The 22,311-nt window shown below is 63.9% G+C and carries 23 protein-coding genes; 10 read left to right on the top strand and 13 right to left on the bottom strand.

The window, feature by feature from the left end; all coding sequences use genetic code 11:
- Window positions 1-15: 15 nt before the first annotated feature.
- The 4 genes from ACUY2Y_RS10635 to serS are packed head-to-tail and all read right to left on the bottom strand — an operon-like array spanning window position 16 to window position 3,710.
- Window positions 16-837: an HAD family hydrolase gene (locus ACUY2Y_RS10635; RefSeq protein ID WP_448326399.1), complete on the bottom strand. Its 822-nt coding sequence runs from the start codon at window positions 835-837 to the stop codon at window positions 16-18.
- Between the two features lie 6 nt (window positions 838-843).
- A complete protein-coding gene (locus tag ACUY2Y_RS10640) occupies window positions 844-1,578 on the bottom strand; it encodes a lysophospholipid acyltransferase family protein (protein WP_448326345.1) in 735 nt (244 codons plus the stop codon).
- A complete protein-coding gene (locus ACUY2Y_RS10645; protein WP_448326347.1) occupies window positions 1,578-2,438 on the bottom strand; it encodes a lysophospholipid acyltransferase family protein in 861 nt (286 codons plus the stop codon). The genes ACUY2Y_RS10640 and ACUY2Y_RS10645 overlap by 1 nt, the downstream gene beginning before the upstream one ends.
- A 9-nt stretch (window positions 2,439-2,447) precedes the next feature.
- Window positions 2,448-3,710 (bottom strand): serine--tRNA ligase, encoded by a 1,263-nt coding sequence (gene serS, locus ACUY2Y_RS10650; protein WP_448326349.1) that lies wholly within the window; start codon window positions 3,708-3,710, stop codon window positions 2,448-2,450.
- A gap of 60 nt (window positions 3,711-3,770) precedes the next feature.
- On the opposite strand from serS, the gene ACUY2Y_RS10655 reads away from it, so the two are divergent.
- The gene (locus ACUY2Y_RS10655) at window positions 3,771-4,862 is read left to right on the top strand and encodes a septum formation family protein (protein ID WP_448326350.1); all 1,092 of its coding nucleotides are present in this window, start codon (window positions 3,771-3,773) and stop codon (window positions 4,860-4,862) included.
- Window positions 4,862-5,209 carry a metallopeptidase family protein gene (locus ACUY2Y_RS10660; protein ID WP_448326401.1) on the top strand — a complete coding sequence of 116 codons (348 nt, stop codon included), beginning with the start codon at window positions 4,862-4,864 and terminating at the stop codon, window positions 5,207-5,209. The genes ACUY2Y_RS10655 and ACUY2Y_RS10660 overlap by 1 nt, the downstream gene beginning before the upstream one ends.
- On the opposite strand, the gene ACUY2Y_RS10665 is transcribed toward ACUY2Y_RS10660, so the two are convergent.
- Window positions 5,206-5,835: a histidine phosphatase family protein gene (locus ACUY2Y_RS10665; protein ID WP_448326352.1), complete on the bottom strand. Its 630-nt coding sequence runs from the start codon at window positions 5,833-5,835 to the stop codon at window positions 5,206-5,208. The genes ACUY2Y_RS10660 and ACUY2Y_RS10665 overlap by 4 nt on opposite strands.
- Window positions 5,829-6,755: a prephenate dehydratase gene (pheA, locus tag ACUY2Y_RS10670; protein ID WP_448326354.1), complete on the bottom strand. Its 927-nt coding sequence runs from the start codon at window positions 6,753-6,755 to the stop codon at window positions 5,829-5,831. Before pheA ends, ACUY2Y_RS10665 begins: the two co-directional genes overlap by 7 nt.
- A gap of 24 nt (window positions 6,756-6,779) precedes the next feature.
- Between pheA and ACUY2Y_RS10675 the strand changes: the two genes are divergently transcribed.
- Both ACUY2Y_RS10675 and ACUY2Y_RS10680 read left to right on the top strand, forming a co-directional pair.
- Window positions 6,780-7,493, top strand: coding sequence for a CPBP family intramembrane glutamic endopeptidase (locus ACUY2Y_RS10675; RefSeq protein ID WP_448326356.1), 714 nt, complete (start codon window positions 6,780-6,782; stop codon window positions 7,491-7,493).
- A gap of 237 nt (window positions 7,494-7,730) precedes the next feature.
- The gene (locus ACUY2Y_RS10680) at window positions 7,731-9,059 is read left to right on the top strand and encodes an LCP family protein (protein ID WP_448326357.1); all 1,329 of its coding nucleotides are present in this window, start codon (window positions 7,731-7,733) and stop codon (window positions 9,057-9,059) included.
- On the opposite strand, the gene ACUY2Y_RS10685 is transcribed toward ACUY2Y_RS10680, so the two are convergent.
- The 3 genes from ACUY2Y_RS10685 to ACUY2Y_RS10695 are packed head-to-tail and all read right to left on the bottom strand — an operon-like array spanning window position 9,056 to window position 12,170.
- Complete coding sequence (locus tag ACUY2Y_RS10685; RefSeq protein ID WP_448326359.1) at window positions 9,056-10,501, bottom strand: amino acid permease; 1,446 nt, start codon at window positions 10,499-10,501, stop codon at window positions 9,056-9,058. The two genes, ACUY2Y_RS10680 and ACUY2Y_RS10685, sit on opposite strands and share 4 nt — an antisense overlap.
- A complete protein-coding gene (locus tag ACUY2Y_RS10690; RefSeq protein WP_210574465.1) occupies window positions 10,452-11,366 on the bottom strand; it encodes a DUF5926 family protein in 915 nt (304 codons plus the stop codon). Before ACUY2Y_RS10690 ends, ACUY2Y_RS10685 begins: the two co-directional genes overlap by 50 nt.
- 24 nt (window positions 11,367-11,390) lie before the next feature.
- The gene (locus tag ACUY2Y_RS10695) at window positions 11,391-12,170 is read right to left on the bottom strand and encodes a glycerophosphodiester phosphodiesterase family protein (RefSeq protein WP_210574463.1); all 780 of its coding nucleotides are present in this window, start codon (window positions 12,168-12,170) and stop codon (window positions 11,391-11,393) included.
- Between the two features lie 188 nt (window positions 12,171-12,358).
- On the opposite strand from ACUY2Y_RS10695, the gene ACUY2Y_RS10700 reads away from it, so the two are divergent.
- Window positions 12,359-14,296 (top strand): alpha/beta-hydrolase family protein, encoded by a 1,938-nt coding sequence (locus tag ACUY2Y_RS10700; protein WP_448326362.1) that lies wholly within the window; start codon window positions 12,359-12,361, stop codon window positions 14,294-14,296.
- An 8-nt stretch (window positions 14,297-14,304) separates the two neighbouring features.
- Here the strand turns inward: ACUY2Y_RS10700 and msrA are convergent, their stop codons facing one another.
- The gene (gene msrA, locus ACUY2Y_RS10705) at window positions 14,305-14,946 is read right to left on the bottom strand and encodes a peptide-methionine (S)-S-oxide reductase MsrA (protein ID WP_296145388.1); all 642 of its coding nucleotides are present in this window, start codon (window positions 14,944-14,946) and stop codon (window positions 14,305-14,307) included.
- A 127-nt stretch (window positions 14,947-15,073) separates the two neighbouring features.
- Here msrA and ACUY2Y_RS10710 point away from each other — a divergent pair, with 127 nt between their 5' ends.
- Window positions 15,074-15,676 (top strand): superoxide dismutase, encoded by a 603-nt coding sequence (locus ACUY2Y_RS10710; protein ID WP_448326364.1) that lies wholly within the window; start codon window positions 15,074-15,076, stop codon window positions 15,674-15,676.
- Window positions 15,677-15,905: 229 nt separating this feature from the next.
- Window positions 15,906-17,129, top strand: coding sequence for an MFS transporter (locus tag ACUY2Y_RS10715; RefSeq protein ID WP_448326365.1), 1,224 nt, complete (start codon window positions 15,906-15,908; stop codon window positions 17,127-17,129).
- On the opposite strand, the gene ACUY2Y_RS10720 is transcribed toward ACUY2Y_RS10715, so the two are convergent.
- Entirely contained in the window at window positions 17,086-18,603 is a 1,518-nt protein-coding gene (locus ACUY2Y_RS10720) for a TM0106 family RecB-like putative nuclease (RefSeq protein ID WP_448326367.1), read from the bottom strand. The genes ACUY2Y_RS10715 and ACUY2Y_RS10720 overlap by 44 nt on opposite strands.
- Window positions 18,604-18,697: 94 nt before the next feature.
- On the opposite strand from ACUY2Y_RS10720, the gene ACUY2Y_RS10725 reads away from it, so the two are divergent.
- Both ACUY2Y_RS10725 and ACUY2Y_RS10730 read left to right on the top strand, forming a co-directional pair.
- Window positions 18,698-19,336 (top strand): DUF6474 family protein, encoded by a 639-nt coding sequence (locus ACUY2Y_RS10725; protein WP_448326369.1) that lies wholly within the window; start codon window positions 18,698-18,700, stop codon window positions 19,334-19,336.
- A gap of 109 nt (window positions 19,337-19,445) precedes the next feature.
- Window positions 19,446-19,760 (top strand): histone-like nucleoid-structuring protein Lsr2, encoded by a 315-nt coding sequence (locus ACUY2Y_RS10730; RefSeq protein ID WP_210574449.1) that lies wholly within the window; start codon window positions 19,446-19,448, stop codon window positions 19,758-19,760.
- 18 nt (window positions 19,761-19,778) lie between these two features.
- Here the strand turns inward: ACUY2Y_RS10730 and ACUY2Y_RS10735 are convergent, their stop codons facing one another.
- Together ACUY2Y_RS10735 and ACUY2Y_RS10740 are read right to left on the bottom strand one after the other, a co-directional pair.
- Window positions 19,779-20,417, bottom strand: coding sequence for a LuxR C-terminal-related transcriptional regulator (locus ACUY2Y_RS10735; RefSeq protein ID WP_448326371.1), 639 nt, complete (start codon window positions 20,415-20,417; stop codon window positions 19,779-19,781).
- Complete coding sequence (locus ACUY2Y_RS10740) at window positions 20,414-21,688, bottom strand: sensor histidine kinase (RefSeq protein ID WP_448326373.1); 1,275 nt, start codon at window positions 21,686-21,688, stop codon at window positions 20,414-20,416. Before ACUY2Y_RS10740 ends, ACUY2Y_RS10735 begins: the two co-directional genes overlap by 4 nt.
- Here ACUY2Y_RS10740 and ACUY2Y_RS10745 point away from each other — a divergent pair.
- Entirely contained in the window at window positions 21,687-22,310 is a 624-nt protein-coding gene (locus tag ACUY2Y_RS10745; RefSeq protein ID WP_448326374.1) for a DUF2020 domain-containing protein, read from the top strand. The genes ACUY2Y_RS10740 and ACUY2Y_RS10745 overlap by 2 nt on opposite strands.
- Window position 22,311: the final 1 nt, after the last annotated feature.

A 22,311-nucleotide genomic window follows, 5' to 3' on the forward strand; every position in this document is an offset into this window, starting at 1 on the left:
ATTTAACCGTACGGGCTAGAACCATTGCTCGATGACTCGGGCGAGACCGAAATCATCGTTCGACGCGGTGGTCGCATCGGCGGCGTCGTGCACGATCGGTGCAGCGTTTCCCATCGCCACGCCCATTCCAGCCCACGCGAGCATTTCGATGTCGTTGGGCATGTCGCCGAATGCCACGACATCCGACGGGTCGATGCCCAGCTCAGTGGCCACGATCGACACACCAGACGCTTTGTTAATGCCCGGCGCGCTGATCTCAATCAGCCCGTCATTCATCGAATAGGTCACGTGCGCACGCGCGGGGTCCACAGCCGGAGCGATGAGGTCGAACAGCTCGGCAGAAGTCATCGCCTTGTGCCGCACGAGAATTTTCGCGGCGGGCACGGACACGAGTTCGTCGACACCGACGACGCCGTATCCGATATCCCACAAATCCGTGCTGTAACCAGGGGTGATCAGGAAACACTGGTCTTCCGGGTCGAAAGCGGAATCGCCGACGCGCTCGACGCCGAAGCCGTAGTCGGTGTGGCCCGCAAGCACGTCTATCGCTGTGTTCGCGAGGTCCGCGAGAGTCTCGGGGTCCAGTTCGTGGCGGTGCAGCACGTCATCGCGCGCCGGGTCGTAGACCACCGCGCCGTTCGCGCAAACGCACATCGGGGTGAACGGAAGCTGGTCGAGCACCGGCGCCAGCCACCGGTGCGGCCGGCCCGTGGCCAGCGCGACCTTCGTCCCTGCGCGCACGGCACGGGCCAGTGCGTCACGCAGACGGGGGCTCACGCGACCATTGCTGTCCAGCAACGTGCCGTCGATATCGCTCACGATCAGCTTCGGCGCCACCACGTTCTACCTCCCAGTTTCAAGCTCGGCGTACAGCTTCCGCGCTTCAATCAGCAGCTTATCGACGGCCCCTTTCAGCCGTTCCGTCGCCTCCTCCGCCGTGCCTGAGACATCCACCGGTTCGCCGACGACCGTGACCACCGGCAGGTGCGCGCGCCCCATTTCCTTACGGCCGCTTTTCACCCAGAATTTTTGCGTGCCCCATGTTGCCGCGGGAATCAGAGGAGCGCCGGAGGCCTGGGCGATGCGGGCTGCACCAGTTTTGAAGCGGGTCAGCTCCAACGTCTCGGACAAGGTTCCCTCCGGGAAGATGCCGATGAGCTCGCCCTCTCCTAACCGACGCACTGCTTCGTCGACACTGGCGGCGCCGAGCGAACGGTCGACCTCCACGTGGCCCACTGCGCGGGACACAGGGCCCATGAACCAGTGGTCGAACAGCTCCTTTTTGGCCATGTACCGCGTTGGACGGCGTCCGCGCAGCAGGCCGGGCAGTGCCCCGGAGATGAAGTCGTAGTAGCCGATGTGGTTGCCCGCCACGATCGCGGGACCTTCTGCAGGCACATGCTCCAGGCCGTGGACGTAGAACCGCGCGCCCTGCAAGCGCAGCACCGTCGCCACCGTGGTCTTGATCAGCCGGTACATGTGCTCGCGGCGCCACCCGGGCTGCACCGGTGTGACCGGGGCGTCTTCCGGGACTAAGAAAACGTGGCTGTCAGCGCGGTATCCCTGAGGCGCATTCATCAGGAACCGCCTTTTGCCTGCTTTTCCTGCTTGGCCTCTTTCCGCTTGCGCTTCTCTTCGCGCTCGCGGGCGAGAATCTCTTTCGCCTCCTCGAGCGTGGGAGCAGAGCCGCCGCGGGAGGCCGGCATCCAGGCCTGACCGTCCGGGAACGGGCCGAAACGGTCCTCGTACTCGTCCCGGTTGGCATCGAGAAGCTCTTGCATAGCGTCTTTGACGCGCTGCGTATCGCGCTCGGGATCGCCAGTCGCGGTCACGGGCTCACCGTAAGAGACGATGATCGGGGTATGCGAGCGGCCGAGGTTCTTCTTCAGGCCCTTGGTCAGCAGGCGTTGGGAACCCCAGATCACCGTCGGGATCATCGGCACGCCGGCCTCGTGGGCAATGCGTGCCGCCCCTGTCTTGAACTCGGCGAGCTCGAAGGAGCGCGAGATCGTCGACTCCGGGAAAATACCGACGAAACCGCCGCTGCGCAGCCACTTCGTTGCCTCGACGATGGAAGCCGCGCCAGCCGCGCGATCGACCGGGACGTGCTTCATGCCGCGCATGAGCGCACCGACGATCTTCATGTCGAAGACTTCTTTTTTCGCCATGAACCGCACGAGGCGGTTGCCACGCAGGTGCGGGCCGATACCGGCGATGATGAAGTCGTAGTAGCCGGTGTGGTTGATCACGAACAGCGCGCCATCCTCAGTGGGGACATTCTCAGCGCCGTTGACGTAGAACTGCAAGCCCTGGGCCTGCATGATCTTCTTGAAGCCGCCGATGATTGCCTGGTAGAAGCGCTCTTTCGATTCCACCGGGTGCGGGGCGGGACGTTCGAAATCATCCGGGACATTGAATAGACGGTGGAACCTGCGCATGGTGTGTTTTTATCCCTTCTTCGGGGTCAGAACGTCTTTGCCCACCCAGGGACGAAGTGCTTCGGGGACAGCCACGGAGCCGTCGGCACGCTGGTTGTTCTCCAAGATGGCCACGAGCCAGCGCGTCGTCGCGAGCGTGCCGTTGAGCGTCGCCGCAGTCTGCGTCTTGCCGTCCGCATCGCGGTAGCGGGTGCCCAGGCGGCGGGCCTGGAATGTCGTGCAATTCGAGGTCGACGTCAGCTCGCGGTAGGTGCCCTGCGACGGCACCCACGCCTCAGTGTCGTATTTGCGGGCAGCGGAAGAGCCGAGGTCACCAGCGGCGACGTCGATAATGCGGTACGGCACCTCGACGGCGGCGAGCATCTCGCGCTCGAGTCCAAGGAGCTTCTGGTGCATCTCTTCTGCGTCTTCCGGCTTGCAATAAGCGAACATTTCGAGCTTGTCGAACTGGTGGACGCGCAGAATGCCCTTCGTGTCCTTGCCGTAGGAGCCCGCCTCGCGGCGGAAGCACGAGGACCAGCCGGCGTACAGCAGAGGGCCGTCGGCTAAGTCGATGATCTCGTCGCGGTGGTAGCCGGCGAGAGCGACCTCGGAGGTGCCCACCAGGTACATATCGTCGCGCTCGAGGTAGTAAATCTCCTCGTCGTGCGCGTCGAGGAAGCCAGTGCCCGCCATGATCTCCGGGCGCACCAGCACCGGCGGAACCATGACCTTGAAGCCGGCCTCGCGCGCTTTCTGCGCCGCGAGCATCAGCATGCCCAGCTGCAGCCACGCGCCGTCGTCGACAAGGTAGTAGAACCGCGCGCCGCCGACCTTCGTGCCGCGCTTCATGTCGATGATGCCGAGCGCCTCGCCGAGATCCAGGTGGTCTTTCACCTCGAAATCGAATTCCGGGACCTCGCCGACATGCTCGAGCACAACGAAGTCTTCCTCGCCGCCGGCAGGGGCACCTTCCACGATGTTCGCAACGCGGTATTGGAGCTTTTCGACGTTCTCCTCTGCCGCCTTCTGCGCTTCTTCCGCCGCCTTGACCTTCTCCTTCAGTTCATTGGATCCCTCGAGGAGTGCGGGGCGGTCCTCAGGAGCTGCCTGGCCAATCTTCTTGCCGAATGCTTTGTGCTCGGAGCGCAGCTCATCAGCTTTCTGAATACTGGCGCGGCGCTCCTCATCGGCAGCCAGGAGCTGGTCCACCAGCGCCGGGTCTTCGCCGCGGGCCTGTTGGGAGGCGCGGGCAACGTCAGGGTTTTCACGCAGAAACTTCAGATCGATCACGGGTATCAACCCTACCCCGTGGGATTAGGTCATGGCCCCAGATAAGGCATGATGGACACCATGGCTGCACGGAAATCCTCTCTGAGCACATCCGGCCTGCGCACCATTTTGGTGGCGACACTGGCCGGAGCTCTCGGCGTGGGCACCTACGCCGCCGCGGCAGGTTACGCTGTGAGCGACCAGGCGGGCGACGACCCCGCCGCGCCCGCACAGCAGACCTCCACGGACGACGTAGAACCCACCCCCACCTTCACCGCCGCCGACCGCGGCGCGTGCCTGACCTGGGATGTCGCTGAAGACGGTACCGTTTCCGGCTTCACGGAGACGGACTGCGAAAACGAGCACCGTTTCGAGGTCTCCTCCCGCGAAGACCTGAACACGTACCCAACGGCGGAATTCGGCCCGAATTCCGAGGCACCGAATCCCACGCGCCAGGCGCAGCTGCGCGAGGAGCTGTGCCAGACAGCATCCGTCCGTTATCTCAACGGCCGCTACGATCCGACGGGCCGCTACTCCATCGCCCCGATCCTGCCCCCGGCTGAAGCCTGGGCGGCAGGCGACCGCACCATGCTGTGCGGGTTGCAGGAGACAGATTCTGACGGCACCCCGATCCTCACCACCGGCCCCGCCGCCGAGCAGGACCAGGCCCGCGTCGCTGAGCCCGGCACCTGCGAGGTCACCGACGAGGCCAACAACCTGCGCGCTGTCGACTGCACCGAGCCGCACCATATCGAGGTGACCAAGATCGTCGACCTCGACCCAGTTTTCTCCGACCGCACCCCCTCCCCGGAGGACCAGGACAAGCACTTAGGCGCCGCCTGCGCCAAGGCCGCAGAGGAGTACTTGGGCAACGAGGAGAACCTGTACCAGTCCACCCTGCAGGTGTACTGGGGAACCATCTCCACCCAGGCGTGGGACGGCGGCAGCCGCTCCGTGAACTGCGGCCTCGTCGCGCCGAAGCACGATAAATTCGCCTCGATCACCGGATCGGCGAAGGACGGCCGCGAAGCGCTCAAGGTCGACGGCCACACCCCGAAGGCCCCGCCGGAGCGTCGCCCGCTGCGCGAAGAGCAGAAGCGCCAGCAGGAGGCCGCGAAAAGCTCGACCTCGCCAGCGCCTTCCGCATCGCCCTCGCCTGCAGCTCAGCCATGATGGATCCCGTCAGTGACGAAGTCTTCGAGGCAATGATCAACGATGCCCTCGATGAGATCCCTGAGGACTTCGCCCGGCACATGACCAATATGGTCGTGCTGGCGCGGCCTTATAACGAGGACAACCCCGAGCTCCTCGGGCTCTTCGAAGGCGTCCCGCTGACCGAGCAGCACTCTAACCACACCGGGTTCCTCCCCGATGCGGTATTCATCTACAAAGACGCCCTCGAGGACCTCTGCGCTGACGAGAAGGAGCTACGCCACGAGGTGAAGGTCACCGTCTTCCACGAGGTCGGGCACTATTTCGGACTCGAGGAACACGAGCTGCACCACCTCGGCTGGGGCTAGTCGGGCAGCGGGTATTCCGCCCAGCGCACCACGCGCCACTGGCCGAAATCGGCCACCGCATCGCCGGTCGGACCCGCGGTCGGGTCCAGCACGACGTACTGGCAGTTGGGAAGGTAGCTCACCTCGGCGAATTCGGGGCTCACTTCGCAGGCATTGGCCGCGAAGGCGCGGATCGCGCCGCCGTGGGACACAGCCACAGTCGTTCCCTCCTGCGCGGCAAGGGGGAGCAGACCGCCCTTATAGCGGGAAAGGAAGATGTCGAGGGTATCGCCACCGTCGATAAGCGCCTCGAGCTGGCGACGGTAGAACCCGCGGAACGCGGTCAGGTACGCTTCGTGCGCCTCGCGCGAATTGTGCATCTCCCAGCGCCCGGCGTGAACCTCGTGAATGCCGTCGATCGCCGGGATATCCGCGAAGCGCTCGCCGAAACCGATCTGCGCAGTCTGCTTCGCGCGGGTCGCCTGTGAGGAGACGACGCGGTCGACCTCGTAATTGGCCAAGATCTCCTCGCCCGCCGCCTTCGCCTGCTCGCGGCCGAGCTCGGTGAGCTCAGCGCCGGGAAGCACAGTGTCCAGCTTGTGTTCCACATTCGACGTGGTCTGGCCATGACGCAGCAAGATCAGCATGAGGTTCCTTCCCGGGCCGCGCGGACCCATTGTTCTGCCTGTTCCAGTCGTTGCGGGTCGACGATGCGCTCGTCCCCGCCGCCATCGAAGCGCGGCCACGAGCCCAAAAACGCGATGGTGGTGGCCCGCAACCACAGCGAGCGCAGCGCCTCCGCGACGGGAACATCATCGATGTGGCCGATGAGGTCGACATAGAAGTTATAGGTATTCGCCGTCTCGCGCGTCGGCCGCGACTCGATGCGGGTGAGATCCACGCCCCGGTACGCGAATTCCTGCAGCGCGCCGACCAACGTGCCCGGCTCATTCGGTAGCTGGAAGACCACCGAAGTGCGGTCGTTTCCCGTGCGCTTCGTGGGCACGCCCGTCGGCCCGGCCAGCACGAACCGGGTGCGCGCCCCGCTCATGTCCGCGATGCCCTCCGCGTGGACGTCCAGCCCGAATAGGTCCGCTGCCCGGCGCGGGGCGGCTGCCGCATCGGCCTCGCCCTCAGCCACAGCTTTCGCGGCGGCGGCATTCGACGACGCGGCAGTGAACTCTGCACCAGGCAGGTTGTCCTCCAACCAGCGACGGACTTGGCGGTGGGCCACCGGGTGCGTCGAAAAACGCGTTGCTTCACGCAACGGGAGGCCAGGACGCGTCATGATGGCGAAGCTGATCGGCAGTTCCACCTCGCGGTAGATCATCACCCCGCCGTCTTCCACGAATGCGTCAGACGTGCTGGTCACAGCTCCATCGACGGAATTCTCAATCGCCACCACGGCATACTGCGCGCGGCCCTCACGCACCGTATTCAGCGCCTCCGACGGCGAATCGACAGGCAGCGGCGTGATCTCACCCGGAATGTGGTCGCGGAACAGCCACAACGCTTCCTCAGTGAACGTCCCGGCAGGCCCCAGGTACGCAACGGTCGTCGTGCTCATGCTTCCACAGCCTACAGTTGACCCATGACCACCGACCGGCGCCGCCTCACACTCGAGGTGCTCATCGTCCTCGCCGTCACTTTCGGCATGTCCGGCGTGCGCGCGGGGCTCAAGCTTATCGACGCCGCCCTGTCCCCCACCCCTCTCAACCACCAGCGCACTGTGCTTAACGACGCCGCCTCGTCCCTGTCCTGGCTCGATGTCGCTTTGCAGCTCGCCTCGGCCGCGACTCTCATGGCCTGGGGCGGTTTGGCGTTATATCTGCTCGGCACCCAATTGCAGCGGCCGCGCTGGCGTGACTGGGCCTGGGGCGCCGGCCTAGCCGCACTGATCGGCATCCCCGGACTCGCCCTCTACGTGGTGTCGCTGCAGATGGGGTGGACCAAAGAGATCGTTCCCGCCACCGACGCTGCCAAAGTCTCGCTCCTGCTTCTCTGGTCCGCCGCCAACGCTTTCGCCGAAGAGACCGTCGTGGTGATGTGGCTGCTCACCCGGCTAAAGCAGCTTCGCGCCCCAGTCTGGGCAGCCATCGCCGCCTCCGCCGTCCTGCGCGGAACCTACCACCTCTACCAGGGCTTTTCCGCCGGTGTGGGCAATCTCGTCATGGGCGTCATCTTCGCCTTCTTCTACCACCGCACCGGCGGCAAGGTCTGGCCGCTCATCCTCGCCCACTTCCTCATCGACGCCGTCGCCTACCTCGGTTACCTCTTCCTCGACCTTGGTTGGTTGGGGTTGTGAAAGACCCATTTCTAGATGTGAACCCTAGATGTGAACCCCAAAACTTAGTTTCCCCAGGTCACGATTTTCAGCCCGATTTTTCCGATCTGGGGTAACTCACATTTGGGGTTAACATCTGCGGCCCGGGTCGGCGCGACAAACCCCCACTAACTATGCAGTGCATAGCGCCGTAAAGTTCCCTGCTGTTACAACCGTTAAATACTGTGACTAGTGGGGGCGGGGTTTAAGATATATCCCATGTCGACGACCCCGCACTCCAACGACCCCCGGGATAACCCGGGGGATTTCCTCGTGGGCAAAGACGGGAAGCCGCTGATCGACAGGTACGGTCGCCCGATCCGGAAACGGTCCGCGAGTCGGCCGCCACACGAGTCGCCGGAGCGAACGGTGCGGCCGGTAAGAAGCGAGCGCCCGGTGCGGGAAACTCTGCAGCCGAGGGAGACTAGGCAGCAACGACAGTCACAACCCCGCCAGTACATGCCGCAGGACACGGCGTACGAGCCGAGGCGAACACCGCTGGCCAATGAGCAGCGACGCAGGGACATCCGCTCGCCCAGGCGCGAGGAGCGCTGGGAGCCGGAGTTGGAGCTGTCACCGGAACGGCGTGTGCGGGCGGAGCGTCCGGCCTCCAAGCAACGGAACCGTCCGAAACTTCGCGTGCCACGGCCGCGCATGGGCTGCGTGGGGTGCATCCCGACGCTGCTGTCCCTACTGATCGTTCTGGTCGTGGCTGGCGGACTGTTCGTGGACGCGCGACTGACCCGCGTGGACGCATTCCCGGATAATCCGGTGGCGAATACAGCGGGCACGAACTGGCTGATCGTCGGTTCGGACTCACGCGAGGGGCTCACCGAGAAGGACGTGGAACGCCTGGGCACCGGCGGCGATATCGGCACCGGACGCACAGACACGATCATGATCATGCACATCCCCAACGGCGGAAAAGCGACGCTGGTGTCGATTCCGCGTGATTCGTATGTGGATATCCCCGGCTACGGCATGGACAAGATCAACGCGGCATTCGCATTCGGCGGGCCGAAACTCCTTACCGAGACCGTGGAGAACGCGACGAATCTGCGGATTGACCACTACGCGGAGATCGGAATGGGCGGTCTCGCCGGCATCACTGACGCGGTCGGCGGCGTGGAGCTCTGCCCGAATGAGCCGATCGACGACCCGTTGGCCCAGATCAATATCCAGGCCGGATGCCAGAAGATGGATGGCCCGACGGCACTGGGGTACGTGCGCACCCGCGCGACCGCGATGGGCGATCTCGACCGTGTGGAACGGCAGCGCGAATTCGTCAGCGTTCTGATGAAGAAAGCACTGTCACCGGCTGTGCTGCTCAACCCGTTCCGGCTTGTGCCGCTGGTGCTGCGAGGAAGCAGCATGTTCATCGTGGGCGACGGCGACCACGTGTGGCACCTTGCGCGCATGGCATTCACACTGCGCGGCGGGGTGAACACGGAGACAGTGCCGATCGGCGACTTCGTCGACACCGAAGTGGGCAGCGTGCTCGTCTGGGACGACGTCGCCGCAGAGCAGCTCTTCGCCGGCTTGCGCTAAGAGCTTTCACTCACTGGCGCCGGCTGCTCCGGCAGCTTGTGGCGGCCGGTGATGTAGTACATCGCCACGCACACCACGCTGAACGCGAGGCCGACAAAGAATGCGCCACGGAACTCGGGCAACCAGACCATGATCCCGAAGGTGAACAGGATGAAGAAGATGGCGAAGTACTGGCCGTACGGGAACAGCGGAGTCTTGTAGTCCAGGTCGGCGACGTCTTCCGCGGTCATCGACCGGCGCGAAGCGAGATGCGCGAGCAGAATCATCAACCACACGAAGATGGTCGCAAACGTGGCCAGAGAGGCGACGATCTCAAAGATGCGATCCGGAATCAGCGTATTCGCGATGACGCCGATAACCATGACGAACAGCAAAATCACCGTGGTCATGACCGGCACGTCCCGGACGGTCCGGGCCATGATGCGCGGGGCATAGTGCTGCTTCGCCAGGCCGGTGAGCACGCGGCCGGCGCCGAAGAGGTCCGCGTTGATGGCGGACAGGGCCGCGGTGATGACCACGAAGTTCAGCAGGCCAGCAGCCCAATTGACGCCGAGGGTGGAGAAGATCTGCACGAAGGGGGACTCGTCGCCGGTGATCGTGCGCCACGGGTTGATCATGAGGATGACCAGGATGGACAGCACGTAGAAGAGCAGAATGCGCACCGGGACAGTGTTGACCGCTTTCGGCACAGCTGTCTTGGGATCGGTGGCCTCGCTACCGGCGACGCCGATGATCTCCGTGCCGCCGAAAGCAAAGAGCACGAGGATGAACGATGCGACCATGCCGGTGAAACCGTTGGGGAAGAATCCGCCGTCGTTGACCAAGTTCACCGGGCCGGTGGTCTCCGCGGTGGACAGACCGAAAATGAGCACGGCCGCACCGGCGAGAATCATGGCGACAACTGCGCCGACCTTGACCACGGTGAACCAGAATTCCAGCTCACCGAAAGCCTTGGCGCTGGCCAGATTCACGGCGCCGACGATGAGCAAAGCGGCGACGATCCAGACCCAGCGCGAGACATCGGGGAACCAAAATCCCATGTAGATGCCAATGGCAGTGAGGTCCGCCAAGGCCACGATGACCATCTCGAAGGCGAACATCCAGCCGGTCAGATAACCGGCGGCACCGCCCAGGTAGGCGCGGGTGTATTCCGCAAAGGACCCGCTGACGGGATGCCGGACAGACATCTCGCCGAGCGCGCGAAGTAGGAAGTACACCACGGCGCCACCGAGCAGGTAGACCAGAAGTACAGACGGACCTGCTGCCTTGATCGCATCGGCAGAACCGTAGAACAAGCCGGTGCCGATAGCGGATCCAAGCGCAATGAAATTGAGGTGGCGCGTGCTCAGACCAGCGCGCCCTGACTGAGAAGCCAATGCTGACCTCGAAGCGTTAAATGGTGACCTGGCGCGACTTGATGTTCTCCAGCTGCTTGCGCTCATCGGCGGTGAGCTGGGCATCATTGTCGTATTCGGCGCCGATCGCCTCGTTGACCTTCTTCAGCGCGTCGCCGTAGGAATCGGCGGCGACGGACGGGTCGAGATCGAAGACCGGCACGAGCAGGCCGTGGGTGCGGAAGGCACCGGCGAATTTGGTGCCCTCACCGAGGTTGAGCTCACCGCGGGCGGCGATGCGTGCCAGGGCGTCGAGCATCTTGCGCTCGTCTTCCTCCGGGCGGACCCAGCGGATGTGGGCCTTGCCGCCGCCCGGGTTGACCCACCAGATGGAGCCCGGCAGATCAGCGTCGATCTCTTCAGACGGCAGCACAGCGTCATTGGCACGTGCCAGCGCCTGAGCGACCTGCGGGTTGCCGGCGGCGGACTCGGTGAACCACCAGTTGAAGTCGTCGTGGGCGGTGATATCCAGCTCAGTGGACTCGTCCAGCAGGGTGTTCAGCTCCGGCTGGTTACCGTCGGCGGCAGTGGAACCCAGGGTGGCGCCCGGCTCGGCCTCGAGCACCCAGTTCAGGGCGTAGGCGAGGTCGCGGTTCGGGTTCTGGGAGTGGGACTGCACCTGGAGCGCGACGAAACGCTCGCCGCCGTCCTCCTCCGGGCGGCGCAGGGCTGCACCGGCACCGGGCAGGACGGTGACGATGTTGACTTCAGTACCCTTGACATCCACCTTCGCCACTGCGGACGGAACGAATTCCTGCAGGGCGACAAGGTCAGTCTCAGCTTTGAAACCCTTGTACGGGCGGGGGTCTTTCTGGAGTGCTTCGCGTTCTGCGGCGCGGGCAGCGAGCTTCGCCTGGCGGCGGCTCATGCCCTCGGGCAGTTCTTCCTTCTTCTTGCGGTTCTTCTTGGCCATATCGACCAATCTACCGTGGTCAGGTCACATGGCCGTGTCTGGGGTGCGGAAAGTCTCCACTGCGATGTGCGGGTGGTCGGTGGCAAAGACGTTGACGCCGTTGTCCCTGCACCAGCGCATGTGCTCGGGCTCGTTGACGGTCCAGGTGTACGTCTTCAGGCCGCGGTAGCCGAGCAGTTTCGGCTTGCCGCGCAGGTGGGCCAGGGCTGGGCCGACTCCGTAGGGGCGCGAGAGCATCGTGTTGGTGGGGTTCCACTTCTTCTCGCGGAGGCGGAACAGGTAGAACGTCTCCAGCTCCGGGACGACGTGGGTGAAATAACGCATCGCGGAGTGGGAGAAGGAAATGAGGTGGACGCGCGGGTCTTCTTTCATTCCGCGGTACCAAAGGGTGCGCACGGTCTGCTCGTCTACTTCAGGCCCGAAGCGGGTGGGGTGCTTCGTCTCGATGTAGATGTGCTTGTCGGGATAATCCTGAAGGAGGTCCAACAGATCGTCGAGAAGCAAAAGCTCCTGCGGGTCGTCCTCGGTGCCGTAATTGAATTGGCGCAGCTCGGCGAGATCCATCTTGGCGATGCGCCCGGCGCCGTTCGAGGTGCGGTTGATCAGCGCGTCATGGTGGACGACGAGACGGCCGTCGCGCGTGAGTCGGACATCGCATTCAATGCCGTGGACGCCGTCCATCTTCAACGCCTCGTCGAACGCACGGAGCGTGGATTCCGGGTGAAGGCCCGACGCGCCGCGGTGAGCGACGATGAGCGGGGTGGTGCTGGGTGCCGAAACCTGGGCGGAGGTGGCGATGGTCATGCCTGCGGAGTCTCCCCAAAAAACGCGTGCAAACTTGCTTTCCGACATTAGGCGCGGTTTCGCGCCCCTCAAAGCGCTAACCGCGGTAGACACTGAAGTATCACGCGAAGATAACGCGCCGTTCACCTCTCGTTGGTTTAAGCGATTCCCGGCAGCGCACGGTTGCGATCTTTGCCACAATAGGGCGCATGCTGATCACTCCGCTCGAGGATTCCTTCCGCACGCTACGCACTCGCGCCGGAGACTGGGCGGAAAGCGCGAAGGGCACCGTGAAGCAGTTGTGGCCGCGACGCACACACGCGGTCCGCGCGCCGCTGTACGCGGTGGAATTGCTGGCGGATCTCACGCCCGTGGTGCGCATGTCAGGGTTGCGCCGCCTGCCGGATGATTTCGCGGCGGGAATTCTGGGTGCGGAGGTCGCGGCGTGGAGCGCAATCTCGCCGTCGCTGCTCCCGCACCCGTGGTGGGTGACCACGGCGAATGTCGCAATCAGTCAGGCGGCTGGGCACACGGTGGGCGTCGGTGTGTCGAATCTGATTGCCGCGATCGCGTCCGCGCGCAACTGGACGTATCCGCGCTCGCTGCGCCGCAAGACAGCAGTTCCCGTGCAGATCGCCATGGGCACAATGACGGTCGCCTCGTATCTTTCAGCAGCTTTACGACGATCCGAGCACGAGCGCCTCGTCGAAGACCCCACCCGCCTGGGGCCACTGCAGACCCTGGCCGGAATCGGGCTGGGTTCCATCGGCTACGGCGCACTCCTGCTGGCAGGTGAGGGAATCCAGGTCACGGCCGACCGTTTCAACAATGAGCTGCGCCGCTGGATGCCGCCGGCAGTGTCGTGGCCGGTCGCGATTCTGGGGCTCAGCGCCCTCGGTGCAGTGCTGACGGACAAGGTGGTCATCCGCCAAACCCTGAACACCGCTTACCGCAATGCGGATGAATTGAACCGCGAATTCCTACCCGGCGCGACGAAGCCGCGCGAACCAGAACGCTCCGGTTCGCCGGACTCGCTGGAGCGCTGGAAGTACCTGGGCCGCCAGGGCCGCGCCGTTGTCGCAGGCGGGCCGCGCAAGGCTGACCTTGAAGAGGTGCTCGGAGTTGAGGCGAAGGAACCAATCCGCGTCTTCATCGGGTTGAAGGACCGCAGCCCGGAAGAACAGGCGCTATTGGCGCTGCAGGAGATGGACCGCACGGATGCGTGGTCGCGCAAAGCCATCGCGGTGCTGTCCTCGGCGGGAACGGGGTGGATCAATGACTTCCACACCTCCGGCTTCGAATTTCTGAACCGCGGCGACTGCGCGATCGTGGCGCAGCAGTACTCGTTCATGCCTTCGGCGTATTCATACGCCTCGGACCGCAGCGTGCCGGTGCGCAGCTCGCGGGTGCTCATCAATGCGATCAGGGAACGCATCGCCGAGATGCCCGAGGACAAGCGCCCGCGGCTCTATGTCGGGGGCGAATCCCTTGGCGCGTACGGTGTCGCCGATTCCTTCGACAGCGTCGATTCCCTGCTGGGCAGCGTCGACGGCGGTGTCTTCACCGGAACGCCGGGCTTTACCGCGCGGCACGTCCAGCTGACCAAGAACCGCGACCACGGCAGCCCGGAGCGCCTCCCCGTCGTCGACGGCGGCCGGCACGTGCGCTTCACCGCGCACCCGGACCACTTAGAGCACACCTTCGACGGCAGCGAGTACGAGCAGGAATGGCAATTCCCCCGCGCCGTGTTCGCGCAGCATGCCTCCGACCCGGTGGTGTGGTGGGACTGGTGGCTGTTCATCCGCAAGCCGGACTGGCTGCGTGAGCCGGGCTCACGTGGCGTGAAAGCGCCGGAAGCGCAGCACGTCGACGTTCTGCAAAATATGCGTTGGGTGCCGTTCATCACCGGCTGGCAGGTCGGCGTGGACCAGTTGACTTCGCAGCAGCAACCGGGCGGACACGGCCACCAGTACCACAATGAAACGGTCGCCTATTGGAATGCGGTGTTGGATGCCGGCGCGGATAAAGACGAGATAGAGAAGATCTCCGAATGGATCCATGCGGACTCCACACGCATTCGCGCCAACGCCGCATCAGCTGCGAAGGAATCGGCGCAGAACACGTTCAGCCGGTCGGCGACCTCGTAGCCCCACCTTTAAATTCCGCAGGCCACCCCAGTGGAGTGATGGGGGCAATAGCCCTGCGGCACCTTGTGCAAGTACTGCTGATGCTCGTCCTCAGCCAAGAAATAGTCCACACCTGATTGCACTTCGGTGGTGATGGGGCCGAAGCCAGCGTCGATAAGCGATTGCCCGTATTCTGCAACCCACCCGCGGATGAGCTCGGCCTCGTCCTCTGTGTCGGTGTAGAACGCAGAGCGGTACTGGGTGCCTACGTCGTTGCCTTGGCGGAAACCCTGCGTCGGGTCGTGCGCCTCGAGCGCGGCGCGGACGATCTCCTTGAGGCTGATTTCATTCGGGTCGTAGACGACCTCGACGAGCTCGACGTGGTTCGTCTGTCCGGAGCACACCTCGCGGTAGGTCGGGTTCGGCGTGACGCCGCCGCCATAGCCCACCGATGTGGACTCGACTCCGTTCATATTCCAGTACATTTTCTCCGCGCCCCAAAAGCAGCCAATGCCCACGAGCAGGCGTTTTTGGCCTTCGCGCCACGGGCCCGTCAGCGGGGTGCCCAAAACTGCGTGCGGCTGTGGAGCGGGCAGGACGGGCTCACTGCGGCCGGGCAGCGCGCGGTCGGGATCGACGAGTTGCGGGGTGCGTCCAAAGAAAAATGCCATGTACTCCACAACTACTGGGCATGCGCAGCAATTCCCAGGCTCACCGCCAGAAATTTCAAATTTCCCTATCATGGGCGGGGCACGGCGCTTCTACCAAGCGCGAACGAAAGAAGAAAGGACATAGATCATGGCTGTTTACGAGCTTCCCGACCTGCCTTACGCATACGACGCGCTCGAGCCCCACATCTCCGCCGAGATTATGGAGCTGCACCACGACAAGCACCACGCGACCTACGTCAAGGGCGCGAATGCCGCTCTGGAGGCACTCGAGGCTGAGCGCAACGGTGAGGCTAACCCGGACAAGCTGCGTGCACTGTCCAAGAACCTGGCCTTCAACCTGGGTGGCCACACCAACCACTCCATCTTCTGGAAGAACATGAGCCCGAACGGCGACAGCGAGCCGGCTGGCGAGCTGGCTGAGGCTATTAACCGCGACTTCGGCTCCTTCGAGGGCTTCCAGAAGCAGTTCGAGGGTGTCGCCACCTCCCTGCAGGGCTCCGGCTGGGCTGTCCTGGGCTACGACCACATTGCTGGTCGCCTGATCATCCAGCAGCTGACCGACCAGCAGGGCAACATCTCCGTGGACTTCACCCCGGTCCTCATGCTGGATATGTGGGAGCACGCTTACTACCTGCAGTACAAGAACGTGAAGGCTGACTACGCCAAGGCGTTCTGGAACGTTGTCAACTGGGACGACGTCGCTGAGCGCTTCGCTAAGGCTGCCGCCTAAGCGTTTCGCTTCACCGAAGTCAGAGGGCCGCGCACTGACCCAGAAAACAGTGCGCGGCCCTCTTTTCGCTATCCGGGGCTGGAGGAACCCGGGTAGCGCAACCTGATTTTCGTTGACGAGATGCGGTCTTTGTTCCGCCCTCAAAACAGAGTATAGGTTAGGCTGCCCTTAGTGCGCAAGGGGGCCCCGTTGTGGCCCTCGTCACTGACACATGCTTGGATAGTTGAACATGGAGCCACACGCACGAGAAGGGATTCGTAAAGGCACCGCCGAATACAGGCGGGCGAGCATCGCACTCCTTTTCGCCGGACTGGCTATCTTCAATGCGCTCTACACCACCCAGGCACTACTGCCCACCCTCACCGACGAACTCGGTATGACAGAGGGTGAATCTGCCCTGACGGTGTCCGCCACCACGGGCGGGTTGGCGCTGTGCGTGGTCCCAGCGTCAATTCTTTCCGAACGCTTCGGGCGCGGTCGCGTGCTGATCATCTCAGCGTTGCTGGCCACATGCCTAGGCCTGTGCCTTCCCCTCGCGGCGACCGGCGGTCAGCTCATCGCCATGCGTTTCATCCAGGGCTGCCTCATCGCGGGCACCCCGGCAGTGGCCATGACGTGGATTTCCGAAGAGATCGAATCCGATGACGCGGCCGGAGCGATGGGGCTCTACATCGCCGGCAATTCCATCGGCGGGTTGATCGGCCGTCTTGTGCCTGCATTCATTCTCGAGGTAGCTAGCTGGCGGTGGGCACTATTCGGCGGTGCAGTCACGGCGCTGCTCTTCGCAGTGATAATGTGCATCCTGCTGCCGCAGCAGCGCCGCTTCGAGGCCAAGGCCCTCAAGCCCGGCCATGAAATCTCCGCGATGCTCCGGCATTTGAGCGACTGGCGGCTGGTCGGACTGTACGCGACCGCGTTCTTCGGAATGGGCATGTTCGTCTCGGTGTACAACATGTTCGGCTTCCGGGCGATCGACCACTTCGGGCTCCCGCCGGCACTAGCCGGCCTGGTGTACCTGATGTATCTCTCCGGCACATGGTCGTCGGCGCGCGCGGGCGTGTATGTGAAGCAGGCGGGCCGCGGCCGTGTCCTCGTGGTCGCGGCCGGCATCATGCTGCTCGGCGCCATCACACTGATCAGCGGCAATCTGTGGTTCACGCTGGCTGGCCTGCTGCTGTTCACGGCCAGTTTCTTCGCCATGCACTCGGTGGCCTCCGGCTGGGTGGGCCAGGTGGCTACGCGCGATCGCGCAGAAGCGTCGAGCACCTACGTGTTCTTCTACTACATCGGTTCGTCTGCACTCGGCGCGCTGACCGGGTGGCTGTTCCAGTTCACCGGCTGGAGCGGATTCATCGGGATCGTCGCCGGATTCCTCGTCGCACTGGTGTGCATCGCTGGTTGGCTGGCGCTCACAGTGAAGAAAGGCGCGGAATCCCCGGAGCACCAGCACTGAGGAAACGGCGCACCGCGGCGGTGGCGCGGCAGTCGTCGCCGTTGTAGCGGATGAGCATCTCGCGGGCCGCAGCGTCGCCCAGGCGAGCTTCGCGGCGCAGGGCGACGGAGCGTTCGCCGTCGACATCGTCGTCATCCCAGACGAACCCAGCCACGGGCGCGACCACTTTGAGGCCGAGCCCGTCCGTGCCCACGAGGTGGCGGCGGACATGGGAGAAGACATCCACCCACTCGTTAGAAGCGATGAACGCGCGGACCTCCGCCTCGTCGATGGAATCAAAACGCCGGGCCGATGCCATGAGCCAGTGGTTCTCGCCGCCGGCGGCGTAGCAATAGGCGCGAAACGTCTTCCCCGACTCGTGAGCCTGGGCCCGCACTGATTGGAGCCAGGTCCAGAACGCGAGGAAATTCTCCTCTTCGGCCTGGTTATCGGCCCCGCCGACGTCCTCCCAGGTGGCGAAGGCTCGGTAGCGGTCGCCGTCAAAGGCACCCCACAGGTAGGCACCCTGGTCGAGGTAAGCCTCCATATCCACGTCGATTTCGACATCGGCGCGCAATTCCTGCGCGGGAGTGAAGTCCTCCCGGGCGAGCACCGGGATTCCTTCGCGCCAAGCACGGGCGATCTGGCTGGTCTCCCCCATGTCCGCCGCGATGGTCTCTGCCACCGTGGTGATCCCGCGTTCGCGCAGTGGACGCGCTTTTTGGCCGGGGAAGACCAAGGAGATGTCGTCCATATTCTTCAATTCCGGCTCGCACAACGCCCAGTAGCGGCAGCTCGCGCACTGCTTCAAACGCAGCGGACGCGTCGGCGTGGGCTTCGCCAAGGCTTCGCGGAGCGCCTCGACATAGCGCGCAGCATCCCCCACGTAGGCGCGCTCGCGGTCCTGGCCGACGACGGCGCCGAGTAGAGATGCACAACCAGCGTCGGCAAGAAGCAGGTAGGCCATCGCTACCCGGTAACCGTCCACGGTGTGGTGGCGCGGCTTCGCTGCTGTGTCCAGTGGCTTTCCCAGACCCAGACGGCGGGTGGGAATGAACTGCATGGTCGCGGTCTGGCTCGGCCGTGCCACACGGTGGTTGGACACGATCACCGGAAGATAAGTTCCGTCGTCCTGCCGGGCCAGGATGTCGATCTCGGCAAGCACCGGCACCTCGTCGATTTCGCCGGTCAGGGCCCCGTCGACGATCAAGGTAGTGCGGTCTTTCATGGCCTTTCGCGTGCTCGCCTCGCGCTCGGCCACCGGGAGCGCCGGGTCGAGGAGAAGGCGGGAGAAGGCTTTCCCGCGGCCGTCGCCAAGCGCCCTGCGCTCCGGCAGCAACCCAAAGACAGCCGCACGCCCGGCATCGACCTGCGGCTGGCGCTCGAGTGCCTCGGGCAGAGGCGGGATTTCCGGGTGCGTCAGACGCTGGCGGAGGCGGTACCTGCACCCCACCAAGTCGCCTGCCCGCACCAGCGAAACATCATCGCTTTCCATTTCTTTCACCGAGCCCAAGCCTATCGGCTCAACACAGGTAAAGTTGAACGGGACAAATTGCGACGAAACGGAATTATCCAGGAGAACCGACACCATGGGACTGTTCGAATCGATCCGCGCTTCCCGCGCTAAGACCAAGGCAGAGATCAAGGCCGCCGAGGCACGCGCTCGTCAGCTGGCGAAGGATGAGGCTAAGCAGGACAAGCGCACCGCGAAGCTCCTCGATAAGGCAGAAAAGCGCCTGCTCAAGGAGGAGAAGAAGGGCCTGAAGAGCAAGCAGAAGCACGAGAAGCAGCTGGCTAAGGCCGAACTGAAGAAGATCCAGGAAGCTGGCTTCACCAAGAAGAAGGCCAAGCAGTGGGTCGGTGCTTCCCGCATCCTGCTGCCCATTCTCATTCCGCTGGTGTACCGCGCGCTGACCACCTACCAGGAAAAGCAGGTCAACGACCGCGCCCGCGCCGCTGGGCTTACCGCCACGGAAATGTCCCGCTTCTCCAGCCAGGGCGCGGAACTCAAGGGCCGTGTCCAGGCCATCCGCCACCAGGTGGAGGAAAATGACGCGCTGGACAACAAGTTCCGCCGCGATGCGCAGGTGCGTCTCGACGAATTGGATGCTGCCGTGAACAACGTCGAGCAGATGAACGACGCTCAGCGCCGCCTCGCGCACGAGACGATCGACCGCGACATCAACAAACTCACCGCGGAAATCCAAGAGAAGACCTTGCGTAACTAACTGTGCGCAGTAGTTTTTTGCCCCTTAGTTCGGCGGTTCAGTTTCGACCAGCTAGTATGTTTATACAAATAAGTAAGTTGTAAAAACATTTCTATGAAAGGGGCTGGATATGGCGCGACGTGAAGTCACCCAGTTCTATGACGATCTCGATGGATCGCCGCTGTCAGAGTCTGACCATCAGGCTGTCCACTTCAGCTTCAACGGCACTGAATACGTCCTCGACCTCTCCAAGGAGAATGTGAAGCGCTTCCACGAGGCGCTCATGCCGTATATCGCGGCCGCACGCGAGGTGCCGGCTGACCCGCGCACCCGCGTTGACGCATCACAGATCCGCGCATGGGCGCGAAAAAAGGGAATGAAGGTCGCTCAGCGCGGAAAGATTCCCTTCGAGGTCATCGACGCGTACCGTCGCGCCAACGCGTAACGCTGCCGAACCTTTCTTTTACAGCACTCCCTGCTCGCGGGCCGATGCCACCGCGGAAGTGCGGGAACGCACACCGAGCTTGTCGTAAATGTGCACGAGGTGGGATTTCACCGTCGCCTCGGAGAGCATGAGCTGCTGGCCGATCTCACGGTTCGATGAGCCACCCGCGACAAGTTGAAGCACCTCGAGCTCGCGCGGAGTGAGCGAGGAGCGTGGGCTGCGGTCCCGCGTCTGCAGACGGTTGCGCACCACCGGCGACATTGCCTGGTCGCCTTTCGCGGTCGAACGGACCGCGGCGAGTAGCTCGCTCGGCGGGGCGTCTTTGAGCAGGTAGCCGACGGCACCGGCCTCTATTGCGCCGAGAATATCCGCGTCAGTGTCGTAATTGGTCACCACCAGCACCTTCGGCGGGTTCGCCATGGAGGAGCGGATCTCCGCGGTCGCCTCCGCACCGGTAGTCACCCGCGTGCCTTGGGCGCCGGCACCGAAGCGGAGGTCCATGAGGATCACGTCGATGCCCCCCGCTTGGGCGGTCGCAATGGCCCCTTCGGCAGTGGCCACCTCACCGACGACGATGATGTCGTCGGCGGCCTCCAGCACTGAGCGAAGGCCGAGGCGGACGATCTCGTGATCGTCGGCAAGCAAGACGCGAATCATTCTTCCTCCTCAATCTTTCGGTTGATCCTACTCTCCTTGTTGTCGGGCGCGGCCACCGACTCGTCCACAGGCACGGCGACCGAGACGGCAGTGGGCCCGCCCGGAGCGGATTCGAGGATGAGCTCGCCACCCAATTCCCGCGCACGCGTCCGCATTGCATCCACACCCAAGTGGCCGAGCCCGACCGGCTTTTCCGGCAGCGCCTCCACATCGAATCCAGCGCCATTGTCCACGACGTCCAGGCGCACCTCCCCCGGCGCGAATGTCAGGGTCACGCGGGCACGCGTCGCGCCAGAATGCTTGACGACGTTGCCCACCGCCCCCTGCGCGATCCGCAACAGCCCGGCTTCCACCCGCATCGGCAACTGATGTGGTTCCCCGTCCACGTCGACGTCAATGGAAATATCACCGGCGTGGGCGAAAGAGCCGGCGATCCGCTCCAGTGCCTCCGGGAGGGACGTCTCGGACAAAGGCGCCGGCGTGAGAGCCGCGATCATGGCGCGGGTTTCGGACAGATTGTCCGAGGCCGAATGCCGGGCCGTCTCGAGCCTGCCCAACGGGACCCGAAGCTCTTCCTCGCTCAACCCCATACCGCGCAAATCCCGCTCCGCGGCATGGAGCAGCATCTGGATACTGGACAGGGACTGCGCCACCGTGTCGTGAATCTCGTGGGCGAGACGCTGGCGCTCCTGGGCAATGCCGGCCTCACGTTCCGTGGCGGCGAGCCGGTCCTGGGTGCTCACCAGTTCGTCGATCAGTGCTGCGCGTTCCGCGCTCACCCGGACGATGACTTTGAACGCGTACGTAATCATCACGACCACGAGCGCGGAGACCGCCGGGCCCATCACCCCGCCAAGGGTAAGCCCGCGCGGGACCTGCATGAATACCGCGATGGCCAACACCCCCGTCACACCGATGATGCCGATCCAATTGTCGGCCGACCGCATGAACAGGAAGAACAGCGTGAACACCCAGTACACCGCGACGGGAGTGAAAATCATCGCCACGATCCACACGCCGGTGAGTCCAAGCAACCACACGAGGCGCCCGACGGTATTCAAGCGCGGCATATTCAGCGCACCGAAGGCGTACATGAAGCCGAAGACAACGATCAGGAGAACCAGCACCGCCCCTTGCTCGAGGCTCGCGCCGACGATTCCGCCGAAGGATACGAGCAGCAGCGAGAAGGTCAGCAGCGCGATACCGACATCGAGCGCCCGAGTGCCGGGAGCGTCCTCCCCGTTTTCCCCTCTCGGTAGCATGGCTGTCATGCGAATGAGCGTACCTTCTGCCTGCACCCACGCCCGCACCACCGTCATCGGTGGTGCCCTCGCTTGCGCGGCAGCGCTAACCCTCAGCGCCTGTACCCCCACCGCCGAACAGGATCCGCAGCAGAACCCGCCAGCCGACTCAACCACCGCGCCCGGGCAGGAAGCAGCCGCCCACGATTCCGGTCTCCCGGCCAACGCGCGTCCCGAGGTCGCCCGCGACGGCATTACCGACTGCCCATATTTGGAGACCCAATTCGTTGCGGAGACCAACGGCCAGAAAGTCACTGCGAGCGGCACGGACGATCGCTTCGACACTCCCGCCTGCGTATTTTGGTCGTACCCAGAGGAGCCGCAGTTGCAGGTCATTGTCCGACACACCGGCAGCGCTGAGGAGGCCCGTGCGGTGGTGGACCACTTCGCGCCGGTGGACCTGACCGATCTGGCGGAAGATCCCGCAGGGTGGAGTGGCGGCCGCGCCGGCGGCGGCGTCATCCCCGGAGCAGACGGCGGCGTCTACGCGGTGGCAAAGGATGCAGTTGCAATCGTTGTGCTGACCAACCAAAAGGAATCGGTGAAAGCGCAGCTCATCGCTGAGCAAGCAATACCGAATTTGTCCCTTTAAT

The organism is Corynebacterium sp. 20-84 (genome assembly GCF_053479455.1).

What these genes read in the sequence shown, in the direction of transcription:
- ACUY2Y_RS10640 (WP_448326345.1), bottom strand. Translation starts at nt 1,578, where the DNA reads ATGAATGCGCCTCAGGGATACCGCGCTGACAGCCACGTTTTCTTAGTC.
- ACUY2Y_RS10645 (WP_448326347.1), bottom strand. Translation starts at nt 2,438, where the DNA reads ATGCGCAGGTTCCACCGTCTATTCAATGTCCCGGATGATTTCGAACGT.
- ACUY2Y_RS10655 (WP_448326350.1), top strand. Translation starts at nt 3,771, where the DNA reads ATGGCTGCACGGAAATCCTCTCTGAGCACATCCGGCCTGCGCACCATT.
- ACUY2Y_RS10660 (WP_448326401.1), top strand. Translation starts at nt 4,862, where the DNA reads ATGGATCCCGTCAGTGACGAAGTCTTCGAGGCAATGATCAACGATGCC.
- ACUY2Y_RS10665 (WP_448326352.1), bottom strand. Translation starts at nt 5,835, where the DNA reads ATGCTGATCTTGCTGCGTCATGGCCAGACCACGTCGAATGTGGAACAC.
- pheA (WP_448326354.1), bottom strand. Translation starts at nt 6,755, where the DNA reads ATGAGCACGACGACCGTTGCGTACCTGGGGCCTGCCGGGACGTTCACT.
- ACUY2Y_RS10675 (WP_448326356.1), top strand. Translation starts at nt 6,780, where the DNA reads ATGACCACCGACCGGCGCCGCCTCACACTCGAGGTGCTCATCGTCCTC.
- ACUY2Y_RS10680 (WP_448326357.1), top strand. Translation starts at nt 7,731, where the DNA reads ATGTCGACGACCCCGCACTCCAACGACCCCCGGGATAACCCGGGGGAT.
- ACUY2Y_RS10685 (WP_448326359.1), bottom strand. Translation starts at nt 10,501, where the DNA reads ATGAGCGCAAGCAGCTGGAGAACATCAAGTCGCGCCAGGTCACCATTT.
- ACUY2Y_RS10690 (WP_210574465.1), bottom strand. Translation starts at nt 11,366, where the DNA reads ATGGCCAAGAAGAACCGCAAGAAGAAGGAAGAACTGCCCGAGGGCATG.
- ACUY2Y_RS10695 (WP_210574463.1), bottom strand. Translation starts at nt 12,170, where the DNA reads ATGACCATCGCCACCTCCGCCCAGGTTTCGGCACCCAGCACCACCCCG.
- ACUY2Y_RS10700 (WP_448326362.1), top strand. Translation starts at nt 12,359, where the DNA reads ATGCTGATCACTCCGCTCGAGGATTCCTTCCGCACGCTACGCACTCGC.
- msrA (WP_296145388.1), bottom strand. Translation starts at nt 14,946, where the DNA reads ATGGCATTTTTCTTTGGACGCACCCCGCAACTCGTCGATCCCGACCGC.
- ACUY2Y_RS10710 (WP_448326364.1), top strand. Translation starts at nt 15,074, where the DNA reads ATGGCTGTTTACGAGCTTCCCGACCTGCCTTACGCATACGACGCGCTC.
- ACUY2Y_RS10715 (WP_448326365.1), top strand. Translation starts at nt 15,906, where the DNA reads ATGGAGCCACACGCACGAGAAGGGATTCGTAAAGGCACCGCCGAATAC.
- ACUY2Y_RS10720 (WP_448326367.1), bottom strand. Translation starts at nt 18,603, where the DNA reads ATGGAAAGCGATGATGTTTCGCTGGTGCGGGCAGGCGACTTGGTGGGG.
- ACUY2Y_RS10725 (WP_448326369.1), top strand. Translation starts at nt 18,698, where the DNA reads ATGGGACTGTTCGAATCGATCCGCGCTTCCCGCGCTAAGACCAAGGCA.
- ACUY2Y_RS10730 (WP_210574449.1), top strand. Translation starts at nt 19,446, where the DNA reads ATGGCGCGACGTGAAGTCACCCAGTTCTATGACGATCTCGATGGATCG.
- ACUY2Y_RS10735 (WP_448326371.1), bottom strand. Translation starts at nt 20,417, where the DNA reads ATGATTCGCGTCTTGCTTGCCGACGATCACGAGATCGTCCGCCTCGGC.
- ACUY2Y_RS10745 (WP_448326374.1), top strand. Translation starts at nt 21,687, where the DNA reads ATGCGAATGAGCGTACCTTCTGCCTGCACCCACGCCCGCACCACCGTC.
- ACUY2Y_RS10740 (WP_448326373.1), bottom strand. Translation starts at nt 21,688, where the DNA reads ATGACAGCCATGCTACCGAGAGGGGAAAACGGGGAGGACGCTCCCGGC.